The organism is Oscillospiraceae bacterium (assembly GCA_031265355.1).
In the GTDB taxonomy this organism is placed as follows: domain Bacteria; phylum Bacillota; class Clostridia; order Oscillospirales; family UBA929; genus JAIRTA01.
In genome coordinates this window covers 17,804-35,720 of record JAISCT010000035.1, presented here as the reverse complement: position 1 = coordinate 35,720, position 17,917 = coordinate 17,804, and the positions used below count along the sequence as shown (strand labels likewise).

Sequence of the window (17,917 nt, the reverse complement as noted above, 5' to 3'; positions counted from 1 at the left end):
CTTCTTTTTTGGCTGTTCGTGAGCAGCTCGCTCCCATTGCTCTTGATTTATGACTTGACCTGAAGCACAATGTCGTCAATGTTGGCCGCAAAATCGCCGGCCGCGCCTTCATAAGACACAACGACAGCCGTTATTATTTTGCCGGCAAACGAAGAGTCCAAATCAATCGTGATCTGTTCCCACGTGTCGGTATCAGCCGCTTTTTTCGGAGTGTAATCAGCTTTTTCGCTTAACAGCGTATCGTCGGAGAACCGCAGATCGACATAGACCGATTTGCCCCTATCATCTCGGGCGCGTATCCAGTATGACAGTTGAAGGTCAATCGGAGTCACGATTGCCGTTTCGGCGATCTTATATTGATACTTAGAAGATTCCGATAAACCCGTGCCTCTGAAATCGAATGAGAATGCTCCGATATGCCCGTTTTCCATAACGATGTCATTCGTCGCGGCGGAAACTCCGCTCGACTGCAGCACTTCAGGTTTGTAGAGACAAACGTCAACGTTATTATATCCACCCTCATAACGTGTATTGGGCTGCTGATAACGCCTCTCAAAACTGTTCCGCCAGTAAACGGGGCCCAACGAATACGGCACAGGCACAGGAGCACTCATGGAAATCGATGTTTCACCGCTCTTAAACAGATCGATGATGGCACCAGACAAACGCAGGTAGAAGTCTGACGACAGCCATCTTCCGTCGGCTGCCAATGTCTGGAAGTATGGCGTCGTGCCCACAGGCAGCGTATAGGAATCCTCGGCGGTCTTCATGATCGCCGTGCCCTCGTCATATTCGTCGAACATGGCGTAATACGCTGTTTTTATGCCTTTGTTCTTAAGATATTTCGCCTGTGTCCACAACATCTCACCCGCGGCTCTCGGTATTTGGTTGGGCGGGTCATTCATGAAACTTGACCAGTTGAAACCGGCAAACATAACGGGCTGATATTCGATTCCGTACTGCTGGCAGTAAGCAAGCTCTCTCGGTACATGCGTGTCGAGCCATGGCTCAATATTGTCCAGCGTATGGCCATAACGTCCCGGCGTCCAGGGCGAAATCATATCAAGTTCCTGATATACGTCCTTGTAACTGTCGGTCCGCTCTGTCCAATCGTTGTCGGGCGTGCCGCCAATCACGTAGTAACCCCTGTCATGGAACCAATTGATGATCTCCAGCGCTGGGGCTCGCTGTATATATTGGTTACCGTCGCTCTGGCTGACCACACCGGACAGACCCCATAGGCAAACGACAGGCTTGCCGTCAGCGTGGGCATAGTTTGGCGAACTTACGATGCCCTTCTGTTCGATGCTGTGCACCCAGTCTCTCTTGATTCTGTCCACAATGGTCGCGCTCTGGTTGTTCGTGCCTGTAAAGTCGTACATGACATAAAATATCTTACCGAAGCGTTCCGCCGCGTCCTGAACAAGGTTCACGTGGTTATTTGTGGGCGTTTCGGATGTTACGGCTTCACTGGTGAACCTTTGAACAGCCATGCCATCGAGTCCGTATTGCTGAAGCCACGAGAAATGAAGATCGACCACGTCTTTGCGCTTAGACGTAAACAGTTGCGATGGGTCACCGTTTGCCAAACTCGGAAGTCCTGAATTGTTGAGCGCGGCAGCGGAGTATTCTCTTACATCTGGGTAGTTCTCAAATTTGATCGTTGAATAATTGGTCGGTCGCTGTCCGTTTTTGCTCCAATGCACCCAACCGCTGTTGCTGGAACTTGCCGTAAACCACAGCTGATAGCCCGCTAGGGTCTTCCCGATCAGGTTGTTTGCCTCGGTCTGCGGAGCAAAACTGGGAGCGGGGATGCTGTCCACCAGCGGCTGAGTACCCGGATAAATAACAATGCTCTTAATATACATATTCGGGGCAGTGGAGCCGCCATTGATTCTCAAATCGTTGCTGCCGTTCTGTCCGCGCTGCATCCCAACATTGCTGAGATAAAGCTTGTACGTGACAAGCTCACCCGTATTGCTTCTCGGAATGTTGTGTCGATTGCCATAATTGCGCTCGGTACCGGTTTTTGTTGTATCGGCTGTCTCAAACGAAAGCGAATTCGTTCCGACGTCATAATACGTGATCTCGAAAACGACATCCGTCGCCTCTCGCAAGGCGGGGAAGTTTGTCGGCATCTGCAAATACATATATCTGCCGACTGTATAGGGTGTCACACCGAGATCAATTATGCCGGCGATGTCGTCGCGGTATGCGGCTGCCGTCGAACCGTTCTCACTGTTTGTGGTTGTGCTGTACGACGCCATGGTCAAATTATTGTTATACATCGGGCTGTCGAACACGATCGAGGCGTACTGCGTAGACGTGGGCGCGCTGCACCATTTCGCTTTCACCGTCGTGTTGCTCGTCACAACGGTATCCGCCGTAAATCTCCAATCGCCGTCCTCCCGCTTAACGTACCACCCGAGGAATCTGTAATCGGTTCTTACCGGAGCCTCCGGCAGCGCTGTTGTGCCGAACGGATCTGTTTCGGCCGTAATCGAATAGCCCCCGTCCGCTTCAGGTGCCAGGAAAGTCACGAGCGCAGTTTGTATTGCCGTAATCACGACGCTACCCGTGACCGAACCGTTGACCAAATTGACGGTATAACCTCCGTCATATATCACGGTCGCAGTCGTCGGGTTCCCGGCGGGAAGAAGTGAATTTACCTGTTGCTGTATCCAAGTCGTTTTACCATCCTGGCTGGTTATGTCCATCGGGATTTTGTAAACGCCTGCTTCTATCGCCTCTTTGGCTGCGTCCAGTTTCTGCTGCTGGTCAATGGCAGACACTGCCTGCATGTACCTCTCTCTGACCGGCACAGTCGTCGCGCTGTCCCATAGAAATACGCCGACGGAGTAATCGTTTTGCAGACTTTCAGCTTCGATGCCCGGTACGTCAATTTTTGTCTCAAAATCAACGATTTGGGAAACGCCGACATCGCGGGAAGACTTTCCGATGTATACCAGTCGCCCGGTTTTTGCATATACCGCCGTATATAGCGTTAAGTTTTTGGATTCACCGGATTCGTTCATATATTTAAGCGTTGTGGTCAGTGAATCGGGCGAAAACACATTAATGACCTTGTCAAGGTTCGGCAGTGCAGTGTACTCGAACACAAAAGAGTTGACATTGGCGACACTTGTGCCGGACCCGCGGAATTCGTAGTAAACTGTGTGGAGCCCGGTCATGTCGTTTTGGCTCAGTGCACCTGAGGCATAAGCGTACACATCCCACTCGCCGCCGGTCGCCTCAAGGGCGAAGTCAGCAATGACAGGTCCATCCAGCGCGTCCAGGTGAACGATGAGCCGAGAATTTCTCAGGTCGGCTTGTTTGCCCGCATAGACAATCTTGGCGTTTGTCCACCAGTACTGCCCATCTCCAAAATCAACATATTTATACCCAAGGTATGAACCCGGCGTCAGTCCGCCAATGTTGGTCACATCGCCTGTCAGAACCCCGCTGACATTTGACGTACTTTCTCTCTTTACGCCGGAAGAAGACAGGTCGAATTCGACGCCGTCGAAATATGATCCCGCGGGTTTGAGCCTGATAAGCCCGCTGACGGCCGACTCAATGCTTTCAATCGCTTCTGTAATCTCACTGTTCGTCGCGTCCGGATCGGCATAAATGCCATCGGCAAACGTCAACGCGTCAACAAGCGGCTGATAGGTTTCTCCAGCGTAAAGATTGTGGTCGATTGCGCGCCCTTTTTGTATGGTTTCATACAGGGCGTTTTTGTTTACCAGCGCGAATTCGCCGCCCATAAGCTCCAGCTCCGACACTCTGATTGCCTCGGTCTCGTTGGTAAACTCGAACTTATAATACTTATAGGTCCCCGGGCTGTCTATCGAAAACGGCCTTGTATATCTGTCCCAGGCAAATGTTTGGTTCGTCCTGACGTCGAGTTGGGTCCAGGTATCGCCGTCGATGGATCCGGAAAGTTTCCACTCTGTGGGAGAGGTCGTCACGGTCGCGTTTGTAATGGTATACATATCGACTCTAGCGCCCTTATAGAAATAATAGTACGCAACCTTGGAGCCGCTTTCCCATGACGTATAATCATTCGATGTGTTATTGAACAAAGCGGCAGGCGTTGTGCCGTTGACATAAGCGCCGTCATTGTATCCCGAAGGAAGGGTCGTCGTTGAGGGCGTCATGACTGCGGTCAAATCACGGAGCGGATTCGGCGCGCTGTTGTCATTCGTCAGCGAAGGCGGCTGCGCATCGAGGCCTACCCCCCATGTAGCGGACGGGGTCGAGCCCATGGTGAACTCGATTGTCGCGCCGTCGCGGATATCGGACGGTTCGATGAATGTCTTGTTGCGGTCGGCACCGTTTACTTTGAGACTCTGCACATACTTATTCGTCCTGCTGACGCCCGGGGCGGTTATCGTGATGAGCTGGCCGTTGTCGCGTTTGATCGTAACCTTCTGGAACAGCGGGGTTCCGATGACAAACTGTCCGTTGCCGCCTGTGAGCGGGTATAGGCCGAGAGCGGATATTGCATACCAGCTGCTCATTGCGCCGTTGTCGTCGTCGCCAATATAGCCCTGACCGATATCTGAACCGGCAAAGTGGCGATCAAGAATATCGCGGACGACTTCCGCCGTCTTCCAAGGGCGATCGGAGAAGAGGTACATGTACGGAATATGGAACGAAGGTTCGTTGCTCATGTGCATTTGGCCGAGCTTGCTGCCACGGCTTTCAACCTTCTCCTTGTGCCAACCGGACCAGTTGCCAAAGTCAACAGCCGGTGAAGCCGAAAATAAAGCGTCGAGTTTGTCGCCAAGTTTATCCTGGCCGCCATAAAGGTTGGCCAGACCGCGTCCGTCCTGCGGCGCGTGGAAGGTATAGTTCCAGGCGTTATCCTCGCAGTAACCGTACCCGAACGCAACCGGGTCGAATTGATCGTCAGACCACAACCATGTGCCGGCAGCCGTTTTCCCGCGGAACCATCCGCCGAGAGCCGGGTTGAACAAATGCACAAAGTTCTGCGCGCGGTTTATAAAGTACAAATACTCGTCGTTAAGCTTGCGGTAAGCTTCCGTGCCGGGAATTTCCTTATCACGCAGGATCTTGGCCATCATCGCGATGCCAAAATCGGCAGGACAGGATTCAAGCGACCACGAAAGGTTTTCGTCTGTAAGACTGGTCGTCGGAGAATACCCGAGGAAAGGCCACGATGCCATTCCAGCACGGCCGGAGTAGAAGTTGCCGCCGTTGTTAGGAGAATAGACGGTGGCGTTCTTCAGCGCTGAAGCATAAGCGTCGTCGTAGTTGAACTGTATCCCCTGGCTGATTGCGTCGCCAAAAATAGAGTCGGAGTTTGTGCCTACCATACTGTTTGTGCCAGAAGGGGCGATCCAGCGAGGCACCCAGCCGTTATCAAGATAGTGCTGGACAAGGCCGTTTAAGAGATCCGTGTCCTTATTGGGCGTAAGCAGCGCATAAAGCGGCCACGCCGTGCGGTACGTGTCCCAGAAGCCGTTGTTATAGAACAGTCTGCCGTCTTTCAGCGTCAGTGTGGTTGTGTTTCCAGAATACGGTGAGGCATACTGCCAGTGCGGTTCTGCCTTTGTGCCAACATTCTCGGAATCGAGAATGGGATAGATAAATGCGCGGTAGAGGTTTGAATACAGCGACAAAAGTTGATCGTAAGTAGCGTTCGGATCGTCAACTGTAACGACGGAAAGCTTTTCGTTCCAAGTGGCGAGCGCCTGCGCCTTGATCGAATCAAAGTTATCATCCGGAGAAATCTCAAGGCCAAGGTTCTTGACAGCCTGATCCGCGCTCATAAACGACGACGCCACTGTAAGCTCGACAACAGTTGGGCCGCTTTCGGCCGCCGGGAACTCGAACATGCTCATGGGCGTACGGTTTGAAGCGGCCTGGCGGAATGCCGTAGGCTTTACACTGAATTGACCGTAAACATACATGCGTTTTTGGCCGTTCGCGGCCTTTGTTGAGAAGGCCGCGAATGTGCCGTCTTCACTGTTATAAGTTATGCCTGAAGTTGTAGCGCTTCTGGATTTTGTGCAGTCAACAATCACATTGCGCCGCGTCGCGCCTTCCGGGAACGTGAAGCGTAAAATCGCTGCGTGCTCTGTCGGTGTTATCTCGATCTTGACACCCGGAGCTTTGGCGTCGTCCTCATTAAACGTTACGCCGTAATAATGCGCATGGGCGATCTCATTTTCGTGCTTAAAGTTGGATCCCCTGGCATTCAGTGTGTTATAGAGATTGGTCTCATTCGACCACACCGTTGTCGAGTCGGCGGAGAAATCGAACGTACCAGACTCGCCGATCCAGTTACTCGCCACGTGGTTCAACTCAATCTGTTTAAAGTTCGCCTCAGAACCGGTGTACTGGTAAAGTGTCTGCGCGGACATCGTCGTCGTGGGGGACCAGAAGTTGAACGGATGCGGCGTGGCTACGATTGGGTTGTTGAGACCATGCGCATATTTATTGTGGTCTTCGCCGTACGCGCCGTTTTGTGTGCCGCGAAGGATATCGACGTAATCGGCGAGGTTGGTGATAACGGGGTTGTCCTTACGGTAAATGTTAATATCGTCGAAATATATGGTTATGTCTTTACCCGGCGTGCCATCGGGCTTCTCATATCCCACAAGGATTGACTTTATCGTCTTGCCTTGGAGAGCGGGAACAGCACCGATCTCACTGGTTATTTTTAGCCAGTTATTCTGCTCAATGATTTTGGCGTTGCCCTGATCAAGCGGCGAGACTTTGAAACCATACTGGTCAAGAGCGCCATAATCGCGCAGATATGTTCCGTCGTCAAACTTGAGATCGATTGCGGCGTAGTTGCTGGTGTACTCGTCATCGTATTCATTCGCCTGAACGTCCGCGTCGATGTACGGCAGCACCATGTAAGACAGCTTGGTATTGGAGGCAATTGTTACGTCGACGTTGTCGTAGATAGTCTGGTAAGCATCGGCGCTCACAGCCTGTTTTTTGCCGCTGACCTTAAGCGCTTTGGAGTCTGTCCAGCCGAGGTTCGCCCTGGAACTTGTGTTGCCCCAGAGCTGTGCGGGGCCTTCCCCTACTGACACCTGAAAACCATCATAATTGGTGGTGCCGTCAACGCCTTGCGTGACAACGTCAGAATACATACCAAAGCCGGAAAACTGAATGATTCCACCGGTAGTCACGCCATTTCCGGTGCCTCTTTTAAGAACACGCAGACGTATATAGCTGTAAGAACCTAAATTGCTCCTTACCGTGAAGTTCTGTACCTGCAAATTCGACGTCCAGGCTATTGGTCCGCGCGAGTCGAGCTCAACCCAATTTGTATTGTCGTTGGAGCCCTCGACAACCCACGTGTTGAGGACGCGACCACTCTGGCTCATGTCGTCGTCGCCGCCCGATATGTAATAAGCTTTTGGCGTGATCGGTGAATCGTACTGAAACGTAAGCGAAACCGGACACACCACTCTTGCGTTGTTGCCTACATCGCCCGTAACACCCGTAAGACACAACTTTGTGGATGTGTTTCGGTCGATGAGCTTGTCAACGAATTCACTGGCTGAGCTGCTGACATAATTGGACGGTGTAATCGCGGGGATGCCCACATAATTTGTGTACTCCCCAGACACCGACGTGACCGTAGCGGTTGTTGTTATAGAATGCCCGACGCCTGACGATGAAACCACAACAGGACTGATCGCGGGATCGGTCGTCTCGAACGACGAATAAAAACCATCCTGACCGGCTGGCGGATCATCCGCCAGCACGGGAAGAGGCGACAGTAAGCCAAGCACCACCGCGATAACAAGCGATAAGGACCAGAGCTTTTTGGCGGATTTTTTCCTATTCATTTAACCCATCTCCAAATCAAAATATTGGGACATTATCTTGAGACATAGGATGCGGCTTCACACAACGGCGCATTTTCTGCATCCCACAAAAACGCCTTCGCCGTATAACCGTCCGGCAGTTCTCCAATTTGGAACCGCAGGGTGGTATACTCTCCGGCTGCAGCGGTAACAGGATTGGCTTTCGCTTCTGCAAGAATGCTGTTTTCATCGTAAACAGCAGTGACAGCCCAAGCCGGGTAGCTGTCGCCGGTGTTGTTAAAGCTGAACTCGGCTGCCGCCGACTGGTAGCCTCCATAGATTTTTACCTCGGCAGGGGCCGCGTGCGTATACTGGTCGGCCAGGAATTCGAGCTCGGCCAGCATAAGATTTTCGGCACCCGAAGCGTCTATGATATCCAGCTTGTAATACTTGTAGTTTCCTTGTTTCGCCTCGTCAATCACGAACGGCCGTGTATACCTTCTCCAATTGAAGATTTCATCGTCTCTCTTATCCAGTTCGATCCATTCGATGCCATCGTTAGAGGCCGACAAAATCCAATCCTTCGGATCCGCGTTGGCTGTATTCGATGAAGTCAACGTATACATCTCAACTTTGGGTGCCGCCGGATCATAATATGTGACGCTTGCGCTTCTCGCTGTGAATTTGGCATCGTAGGTGGTTTTTGTCATTTGCTGCCCTGAATTGTTGCCCGTGCTGGACGACATGTCGTCAAACAGATAATAGGCGCTGTCATTGCCCGTCAAAGCAATGTTGGTCACAGAGACAACGGCGCCGCTTTGATTTGCAGGAATCGCCGTGTTTTGTAACGGGATGCCTTCATACGTCAGGTCCGTCAGAATGTCGGGTGCGCCATCGCCTTCTGTCAGCGACGGAGGCGCCTCATGAAACCAAGTCTCATTCGGCGTCGGGCCCATGACATAGTCAATAACCAGATCCTGCTTCAGCAGGTCTTCCTCAAGGTATAACTTGCGGTAATCCTCGCCGTTGACCTTCATGCTTTGGATGTAAAGATTCTCGAAGCTGTTATTGGGGGCATTGATGGTGATCTTTTTGCCGCTGTCATTGGTGATGGTAATCTTTTGGAACGTCGGCGAACTGATCACAAGCTGGCCGCTGCCTAAGTCGAGCGGGTACAGTCCAAGAGACGCCCAGACATACCACGAAGCGAATGCTCCATTGTCCTCTTCGCCCATGTAGCCGTAGCCGATTGCCTCGCCGCTGTAGGCGCGCGCAAGGGCGGTCCTTGTCGTATACTGCGTCTTCCACGGTTGATCGCTGTGCAGATACATCCAGGGCATATGATATGCGGTCTGGTTGGACATGCCGAACTGGCCCAATTTTACTTCGCGTTTTTCATAGGCTTCATGGATCCATCCGCCGTATCCGCCGGTTCCGCTGCTCGTACCGCCGCTTACGTAATCCATGGAAATCCCTTCCGCGTTAAACCCTTCGTCCAACGCAATGCGCAGGGCTTTGGGACCTGGCAGATTCATGGCGCCGCCCAGAAGGTTCGCAAGGCCGCGCCCATCTTGTGGTACCAATACTCTGTATGGCCATGCGTTGTCTTCGGTGTAACCGCCGCCCCAGTTGAGCGGATTTTGCTTTCTGAAGCTTCCGTCTCTGTTTCTGTTCAAGAACCAACCGGGCGTAAATTCGTAACCGTTGTAGTCGGCCGGCTGCGACGGGTCAAAATGGTTGACATAGTTTTTAGCGCGGTTTTCGTAGTACACGACTTCTTCCAGCCATCTGTCTTTCCAGTACGCGCCGCTAAAGCCTTCTATGACGGCTTCTACATCCACTTCTGCCGCCATTTTCCTGAGCATATGGACTTGGGCGGCGTCATTGATATAGCCTTCCAAAGACCATGTGGTGTCAAGCTGTCCGCCACCGCCGGCAGGCGCCGAGACACCCCAGGGATGATACCCTTTGAAAATTCCCTCGTGCAAGCCGGTGCGTCCGCCGTACGCCGCGTTTGGCGTGACAACCGCGGAACTCTTGAGCCATGAGAAGTATCCTTCCATGACTTTATCGAAGTTGATATCGTATGTTGTAAACATATCGGAGATAACTGCATCAGAACTGGTTCCGGTCATCATGTTGTTTCCGCCGGGGTTGATCCAGCGTGGCACGGCATGTCCGTTGGATACTGCCGCCTGAGGCGTACCGTTTGAAGTGCCGCGGCCATCTTGGTCGATATAGTGCTGGATGATACCGTCTGTGAGATCCGCAGTGGCCGTGGGCCTCAGGAAACCGAGCAACGGCCATTTGCTCTTGAATGTATCCCACCATCCTTCGTTATAGATCATATAACCGTCCATGGCGATAGGGGTTGCGTTAGTCCCTCTGTAGGGGCTGGCGTACTGCCAACCGCCCTGCAATCCTTCGCCGGTGTATTCCGCCAGGAGAGTCGGGTACAGATTGGCGCGCGCCAGCTTGGAATAGAAGTTGCTGAGCTGCCAGTAATTCGCGGTCGGGTCCTCAATCTTAACTGATCCGAGGAGCCTGTTCCATTCCGTCTTTGCTTCCGTTTTTACTGCTTCAAACCACTTGCCGTCGGCCACTGTCCAAGTGGAGACATCGTCATCCTTATCAATGCCAATCATATCCATGCCGAAATTCTTTTTGGCCTGTCCCTCACTCAGGAATGATGTGGCAACCCTCATCTCAACAACTGTCGAGCCATCCGGTCCATTGGCAAGATCTGGGAAGCTGGCGAGCGTATTGATTGAGGTGGCAGCGGGACTATAGAACGTGGGCTGCGCGCTAAACTCACCGTAAAGATAATTGCGTCTTAAAGACCCATTGCCGGTCGTGGAACTGTTGGTGTTGGCGCCGTTTTGACACCAGCCATCGAACACATTGCCCGTAGTGTTCGTTATACGGGAGTAGTTGTTGGAGGTGCTATGCGGCGCCGCTAGAAGCACGTTTCTGGCAGCAGAGTCGGCCGGGAATGTAAACCTGAATACGGCGCCGTATGTGGTCGGCGTGACTTCCAGTGTAACGCCGGGCGCTTTTGCGTCGTCGTCATTGAACTTGACGCCGTAGTGGTAGTTGTAAATGGCGAACTCGTTGTCATGCGTGAAGTTCGCGTTGCTGTTGTTAACAGCGCTATTGACGTTGGTGTTTGTATACTCGGTTGTTGTGGAGTTGGCCATAAACAGGAACGTCAGTCTCTCGCCCATGTGTCTGCTGGCCAGTTTGCTCGTAGTGATGCCATGCATACTGGTGTTGGTCCACGCGTATTTGTTGGCATCATTGCGGGCGGTTGTCGTCGGAACCCAATACTGGAACGGGTTTGGCCTTGCGACCGCCGGAATAAGGGCGCCTGTCGCGTTGCCGCTGGCGTTGGCGCCTTGTCTGATGTCAACAAAATCCGCCGGTTCGATTTGCATGTAATCTCTGCCGTCTCTGAAAATCTTGATGTCGTCAAATGAGCCGGCGGCTTTGTGGCCCGGGGTTGCGTCAGGCATTTCAAAGCCGAGAATGATATCCGTTATCACCTTGCCCGCGGCGAACTTGCCGAGTTCACTTTCCACATAGTTCCATTGGTAGGTCTTAAGCACCTTGCCTTCGCCCTGCGCGGTCGGGTTCATTCCGATGCCGTATTGATCTATGGCATCGGGTATGTCTTTCAGACGGGTGCCGTCGGAGAACTTAAGATCAACGGACATGTGGGCGCCGTGGTATTTGTAATCGTATGTATTGCTTGCAATGGTTGCGGTTACGCCCTCAGGCGCGAACATGTAACCAAATTTGGTGTCAGGATAGACTGTGACGTTCAGGCCGCTTTTGATGGTGGTGTAGCTCTTGGCCGCGATCGCGGCGCTGTCGGAGTCTGCGACTTTGCCGTTCACAGTAACAACGTTTGGCCCGTTCATCGTGGCTCGATTTCCCGCCCACGACGAACTGACGCCGGAAGCGACCTGCGGCAATAAATAGTTGGTTTCCTCGTCAGAGCCCACGATGTCGTAGCCGGTGACAAGACCGAAGTATGAAAACTGCATGGTGTTGCTTGAAGTACCGAGAGCTGTGCCGCCGACAGTGTTTCCATAACGGCTTATTTGAAGCCGGTAGTACCTGAAACCTTCTGCCGGAATGGCGTCACTGTCGAAGTCAAACATCCTGATCTGATAGTTTGAAGTCCAGCCGGCGCCCTGTGCTCCGGGCGAACTTATGGTCGTCCAAGGGCCGGATGCACTGTCGCCGCCCTGGACTGTCCAGGTGTGTAGGACCCTGGTTGATGCATAAGACATGTCGTCATTCGCGCCACGGATGGCGTAATACGGCGCCTTCACCGATCCGCCGGCGTCAAGAATGAACCAGGCGCTGCTTGCCGTAACACCCTGACACCATTTGGTGCTCAGGTCGTCTGCAACTATGTTGCCGGCACTTTCGCTGTTGGTGCCGAAAGCGCCTGCCGAGTGAACTGTCGTGAAAGCTTTGTGCCCAATATTGGCAAAGAATATCTGACCTTTGCCAACGGTGTTTTGCGTTTCGGCTGCGATATTTTCGCCAAACGGATACCCCACCGTGAATTCCGAGAAGTTCCAGGCAAACTCGTCAACCGAGTCGGCAGCGAACACCGCGGCAGCGCCAAGTGTAAACATTGACGCGAGCATCGCCAAAGCGACGACGACTGAGATGATTTTCTTGGATTTGTTCCTCTTCATAATTCCCGCCTCCTAGATCTTGTTCATTATTTGTTATTGTATGCCGAAATTGCAAGCCGCGCATTCGATTTTGTATTAATCTTGCCAAAAAAGAAATCTTTGTATCGTGCCTTATTGCCGCGAAGCAGCCATAAAAACAAAAATCTTGAGTTGCCACTTTAGCCAAAGAGGAGGAGCCCAGGTGGGCTCCTCCTCTTTGGCGCAGAATTTTTCATCGGGCAAGGCGGTGGGCGTACCGCCTGTCGTACTGTCGGCTTTCTTCAAGATCAGGCTTTGTAATATGGCATCGCGGGCCAAAGAAATGTACATTTTCTTTGGCGGGATTCAGACTGCCAAACAACGATTCTCACACAAATGTCGGCAGAATGTCGATGACGGCCGCGAGGGCGTGGTCGTCGCAGTCGGAGACAATGCGGCGGACCGCGGCGCGGACCGCCGGAGCGGCGTTTGCCGGGGCAAAGGAGACCGCCGCGCGCAGCATGGGCAGGTCGTTCTCCTGATCGCCTACACAGAAGACCCGCGCGCGCGGAATCGACAGGGCGTCGGCCAACCAAAGCAGCGCCGCGCCCTTGTTGGCCTCCTTGTGCTGCATCTCCAACAGGTTCGCGTGGGAGAAGCAGAGATCGTACCGACCCCCGTACCGCGGGCGGAACCAGTCGCCCAACGCCTGCAGCGCCGCCGCTTCGCCCACAAACAGCGCCTTCAGCCAGCCGCCCGGGACGTCCGCCAGAGACGGCGCCTGTGTGGCGGAGACCCGGACGGCGGAGAGATGCGCGCGCGACGACCCATTGCTCCCGACGACCCAGATCCCCGTCAGCAGGTGCGCCTCAACGGCGACCTCCGGGAAGGCTTCCCGGACAGAAGCGCACACGGACAGATAGTCGCCGGCGAGCGGAACGGACCGCAGCACCCGGCCCTCGTCGTAGTCGCAGACGAGCGCGCCATTTGCCAAAATGACCGGGGCGTTCAGCGGGATCTCCGTGCGCGGCTGTGCGAACGCTTGAATCGCCCGCCCCGTGGCCACGGTGAACCGCCCGCCCGCCTCGGTGAACCGCCGGATCGCGGCCCGGTTGGGCTCCGACACCTGCCGCGCCCGGTTGTAAAGTGTGCCGTCCAGATCGGACGCCAGCAAGATATGCTCAAATTGTCCCATTTCTCCTGTACACCCCCGGGTTCATGCGCCCCCGGGCCCCTCCCTCTCCTCGGGCCGCGGCGCCAGACGCGCCAGCATGGCCGCAAAATAGTCCGGCCGGGCGGCTTCGAACAACAGCGGCCGGCCGGTCCTCGGATGCGTCAGCCGCAGCGAAGCGGCGTGTAAACACTGCCCGTGCAGCGCCCACAGGTCCGGTCCGCCGTAAAGACTGTCCCCAAGCAGCGGATGCCCGGCGGCGCGCAGATGCGCTCGGATCTGGTGGGTGCGGCCGGTCTCCAGCCGACACTCCACATGGGTCGCGCCCGGCAGGCGCGCCAGCACCCGGTAGTGGGTGACGGCCGGTTTGCCGCCCGCGACCGTCACTGTCATACGCTTTCGATTTTTCGGGTCCCGCCCGATAGCGCCCTGCCAAGTGCCGCGCGCATCGGGCAGGACGCCTGCCGCCAGGCCCTCATAGACGCGCGTCATCTCACGCCGGGCGAGCTGCCCGGCGAGGGCAAGGTGCGCCGCGTCATTCTTGGCGGCCACCAGCAAGCCCGACGTGTCCTTATCCAGCCGGTGCACAATGCCCGGGCGCGCGACGCCGCCAATGCCGGACAGGCCGCCCCGGCAGTGGTGGAGCAGCGCGTTGACCAGCGTGCCGGTCGCGTGCCCCGCCGCCGGATGGACGACCAACCCCCGCGGCTTGTTCACAACGATGAGATCCTCGTCCTCGTACACAACGTCGAGCGGAATGTCCTGCGCGGCGGCGGCGCTTGGCGCCGGATCCGGCCAGTCGGCCGCGAAGATCTCCCCCGCCGTCACCCGATGGTTCTTTCCCGCCGGCCGGCCGGCGAGACTCACCCCGCCCTGCGCACAGAGGCGCGCGAACGCGCTCCGGGAAAGTGTGCCGGAGCGCGCCAGAAGCACATCCAGACGGAGGCCCTCGTCCGCCGCGGCCGCCTCAAAGTACTGCCGCGGCATCCGCCCCATCCTTTCCCCCGGCGGGCCGGTCGTGCCGGAACAGGAGATAGAGGCAAAACAACGCGCCGCCCACCGTCACAAAGATATCGGCCACATTGAAGATGGCGAATCGGACAAACAAAAATTCAAACATGTCCACCACATAACCGGCGGCGGCCCGGTCGACAAAGTTCCCCAGCGCGCCGCCCAAAATGAAGCACAGCGACCAGCTCCCCAGCGGCGTCTGAGGCCAGCGACGCAGCAGCGCCCAGAGGATGGCGCAGACAGCCGCCACCGTGAGGAATAAAAACAACCAGCGCATATTCGTCAGGAGCCCGAAAGCCGCGCCCCGGTTTTCGACATAGATCATGCGCACGACGCCGGGGATCAGCGGCTGCACCGTCTGCCCCGCGAGATGCTGCACCGCCCAATACTTGATATACCTGTCAAGACCGACAATGGCGAGCACCGAGAGTCCCTGCCAGAGACCCGTCATCCTGCCACGACCTTGGTACAGCGCGGACACAACCCCGGATGGTCCGCATGGCCGCCGTCTTCGGTAAAATAGCCCCAACAGCGCGGACATTTTCCCCCCGGCGCCCGCTCGACGCGGATGGCCCGCGCCCCCTGCGAGACCGACACGGCGGACACGATGCAGACGGCGGGCAGGAGATCCCGCACGCTTTGCCAAAACGCGTACTCCTCCCCCTCCGACGAGAGCAGGACATAGGCTTCCAGCGGCTTTCCGATCAGCTTGTCGGCCCGGGCGCCCTCCAGCGCCAGGTTCACCTCGTCCCGCAGGGCCACAATCCGCTCCCAGCGCACCGCTTCGGTATCGTCCATCACGACAAAGGGCGGCGGCTCCGGCATCGGGTTGCACAGCACGCTACGCGTGTCCGCCGCCGCGTGGTGCGGCATGGCGGCCCAGATCTCCTCGGATGTAAAGGCCAAAAGCGGCGCCAGCAGGCGCACCAGGGTGTCGAGCAGAATATACATCGTCGACTGCGCGGCGCGGCGCGCGGGCGCGTCCTCGGCGTCACAGTACAGCCGGTCCTTAAGGATATCGAGGTAGAAGCCGGAGAGGTCGTTTACACAGAAGTTGTGCATAGCGTGCAGAATTGGATGGTACTCGAAACCGTCGTACGCCTCGCGTACCCGCTGCACGAGGCGCGCCAGCCGGGAGAGGACGAAACGATCGAGCGGCGTGAGCGCCTCGATAGGGCACATCATCGTGTCCGGGTCGAAGCCGTGCAAGTTTCCCAGCATGAACCGGGCCGTGTTGCGGATCTTTAGATAGATCTCGGAGAGCTGCCGCAGCAGGGCCTCCGAGATGCGCATGTCGTTGTGATAATCCGAGGACGCCGTCCACAGACGCAGCAGGTCCGCGCCGTAGCGTCCGACGATGTCGGCCGGCGTCACCGTATTGCCGAGCGACTTGGACATCTTTCGGCCCTCGCCGTCCACGGTCCAGCCGTGGGTCACCACAGTCCGGTAGGGAGCCTGTCCGCTCGTGGCGACGGCCGTCAGCAGCGACGACTGAAACCAGCCGCGGTATTGGTCTCCGCCCTCCAGATAGAGGTCGGCGGGCCAGGTGAGCGCAGGGTTTGTCCGCAGCACCGCCGCATGGGTGGAACCGGAGTCGAACCAGCCGTCCAACGTGTCGGTTTCCTTGATGAATGTCGTGTGTCCGCAGGCCGCGCAGACCGTCCCGGCGGGCAGAATCTCGGACGCCGGCCGGATGTACCAGGCATTTGAGCCCTCGCGGGCAAAGAGCGCCGCCACGGCGCCGATGCTCTCCGGCGTGATGTGCGGCGCGGCACAGGCGGCGCAGTAGAAGACGGGGATGGGCAACCCCCAGTGACGCTGACGGGAGATGCACCAGTCGGCGCGCTCGCGCACCATCGTCTCCATGCGTTCCGCGCCCCAGCCAGGCACCCAGGTGACGTCCCTCACCGTCCGCAGCACATCCGCTTTCATCGCATCCACGGACGCAAACCACTGCTGCGTCGCCCGGTAGACCACCGGATGCTTGCAGCGCCAGCAGTGCGGATAGGTATGCGTGAGCGGCGCCACGGCCAGCAGCGCTCCGCGGGCGCGCAGGTCGTCCAGAATGGCGGCGTTCGCCTTCTCGTAATACAACCCGGCAAAAGGCCCGGCTTCATCCGTCAGGTGCCCGCGCGCGTCCACCGGCACCGGGATCGGCAGGTCGTAGGGCTTGCAGGCAAAGTAGTCCTCCAGACCGTGGCCCGGGGCGGTGTGGACACAGCCCGTACCGCTCTCCGCCGTCACATGCTCGCCGAGAATCACAAGGCTCTCCCGGTCCAGGAACGGGTGGCGCGTTGTCACGCGCTCAAGCTGGGCGCCCTTGAAAACAGCCAGCTTCTCGGCGCCGGTCCACCCGGCGGCGGCGGCCACATTTTCAAACAGCGCCTCGGCCACCACAAACCGCTCTCCGCCCACGCGGTAGAGCCCGTAGTCGAAGCGGGGATGCAGACTGACAGCCACATTGCCGGGCAGCGTCCACGTCGTGGTCGTCCAGATGACGATGAAAACGGGCGACGCGCCGTCCGGCGTCTTAAAGAGGCCCCTGTCGTCCTCGACGCGGAATTTCACATAGATGGAGTCGCAGGGGTCGTCCTGGTATTCGATCTCGGCCTCGGCCAGCGCCGTCTCGTCGTGCGGGCACCAATAGACAGGCTTTAGGCCTCGATAGATGTAGCCCTTCTCGTACATCGTCCCGAAGATGCGCGTCTCCGCGGCCTCAAAGGCCGGGTCCATCGTCAGATAGGGGTTGTCCCAGTCGCCCAAAATGCCCAGACGCACGAACTGGTCGCGCTGTCTCTCCACATATTTCATCGCAAAGTCGCGGCATTTGTCCCGAAACGCCGGGACGGAGATCTCCTTCCGGCTGACCCCGCCGCTCTTTAAGATCTGGCTCTCGATCGGCAGCCCGTGGTTGTCCCACCCGGGGACATAGTGGGCCTGAAAGCCGGTCATATTCTTGTAACGCAGCACAAAATCCTTTAGAATCTTGTTCATGGCGGTGCCGACATGGATGTCATTGTTGGAAAAAGGCGGGCCGTCGTGCAACACATAGCGCGGACAGCCGGCGTTCTTCTCCATCAGGGTCTCATACAGACGCTCCGCCTGCCACTTTGCCAGCATGGCCGGCTCCCGCTGCGCCAGAGAGGCCCGCATCGGAAACTCCGTCTTGGGCAGGCGTATCGTGTCATTGTAGTCGCGCGGCATGGACAACTCTCCTCCACATATGGGCGCTCCTGCGCGTCCCAGTTCGTCCGCTAGCAACGGTTTGC

At 56.4% G+C, this 17,917-nt stretch carries 6 protein-coding genes; all 6 read right to left on the bottom strand.

Features of this window, described 5'->3' with window-relative positions:
* Positions 1–47: 47 nt before the first annotated feature.
* Positions 48–7,838, bottom strand: coding sequence for a GH92 family glycosyl hydrolase (locus LBK75_05020; GenBank protein MDR1157654.1), 7,791 nt, complete (start codon positions 7,836–7,838; stop codon positions 48–50).
* Between the two features lie 32 nt (positions 7,839–7,870).
* Positions 7,871–12,508, bottom strand: coding sequence for a glycoside hydrolase family 92 protein (locus LBK75_05015; GenBank protein MDR1157653.1), 4,638 nt, complete (start codon positions 12,506–12,508; stop codon positions 7,871–7,873).
* A 346-nt stretch (positions 12,509–12,854) separates the two neighbouring features.
* A complete protein-coding gene (locus LBK75_05010) occupies positions 12,855–13,661 on the bottom strand; it encodes an HAD-IIB family hydrolase (GenBank protein MDR1157652.1) in 807 nt (268 codons plus the stop codon).
* Positions 13,662–13,682: 21 nt separating this feature from the next.
* Complete coding sequence (locus tag LBK75_05005) at positions 13,683–14,624, bottom strand: RluA family pseudouridine synthase (GenBank protein MDR1157651.1); 942 nt, start codon at positions 14,622–14,624, stop codon at positions 13,683–13,685.
* Positions 14,605–15,099, bottom strand: coding sequence for a signal peptidase II (gene lspA, locus LBK75_05000; protein MDR1157650.1), 495 nt, complete (start codon positions 15,097–15,099; stop codon positions 14,605–14,607). Before lspA ends, LBK75_05005 begins: the two co-directional genes overlap by 20 nt.
* Positions 15,096–17,852 carry an isoleucine--tRNA ligase gene (ileS, locus tag LBK75_04995; GenBank protein MDR1157649.1) on the bottom strand — a complete coding sequence of 919 codons (2,757 nt, stop codon included), beginning with the start codon at positions 17,850–17,852 and terminating at the stop codon, positions 15,096–15,098. The genes lspA and ileS overlap by 4 nt, the downstream gene beginning before the upstream one ends.
* Between the last annotated feature and the right edge of the window lie 65 nt (positions 17,853–17,917).

Coding starts and splice junctions, on each gene's coding strand:
- LBK75_05020 (MDR1157654.1), bottom strand. CDS start 7,838: ATGAATAGGAAAAAATCCGCCAAAAAGCTCTGGTCCTTATCGCTTGTT.
- LBK75_05015 (MDR1157653.1), bottom strand. CDS start 12,508: ATGAAGAGGAACAAATCCAAGAAAATCATCTCAGTCGTCGTCGCTTTG.
- LBK75_05010 (MDR1157652.1), bottom strand. CDS start 13,661: ATGGGACAATTTGAGCATATCTTGCTGGCGTCCGATCTGGACGGCACA.
- LBK75_05005 (MDR1157651.1), bottom strand. CDS start 14,624: ATGCCGCGGCAGTACTTTGAGGCGGCCGCGGCGGACGAGGGCCTCCGT.
- lspA (MDR1157650.1), bottom strand. CDS start 15,099: ATGACGGGTCTCTGGCAGGGACTCTCGGTGCTCGCCATTGTCGGTCTT.
- ileS (MDR1157649.1), bottom strand. CDS start 17,852: ATGCCGCGCGACTACAATGACACGATACGCCTGCCCAAGACGGAGTTT.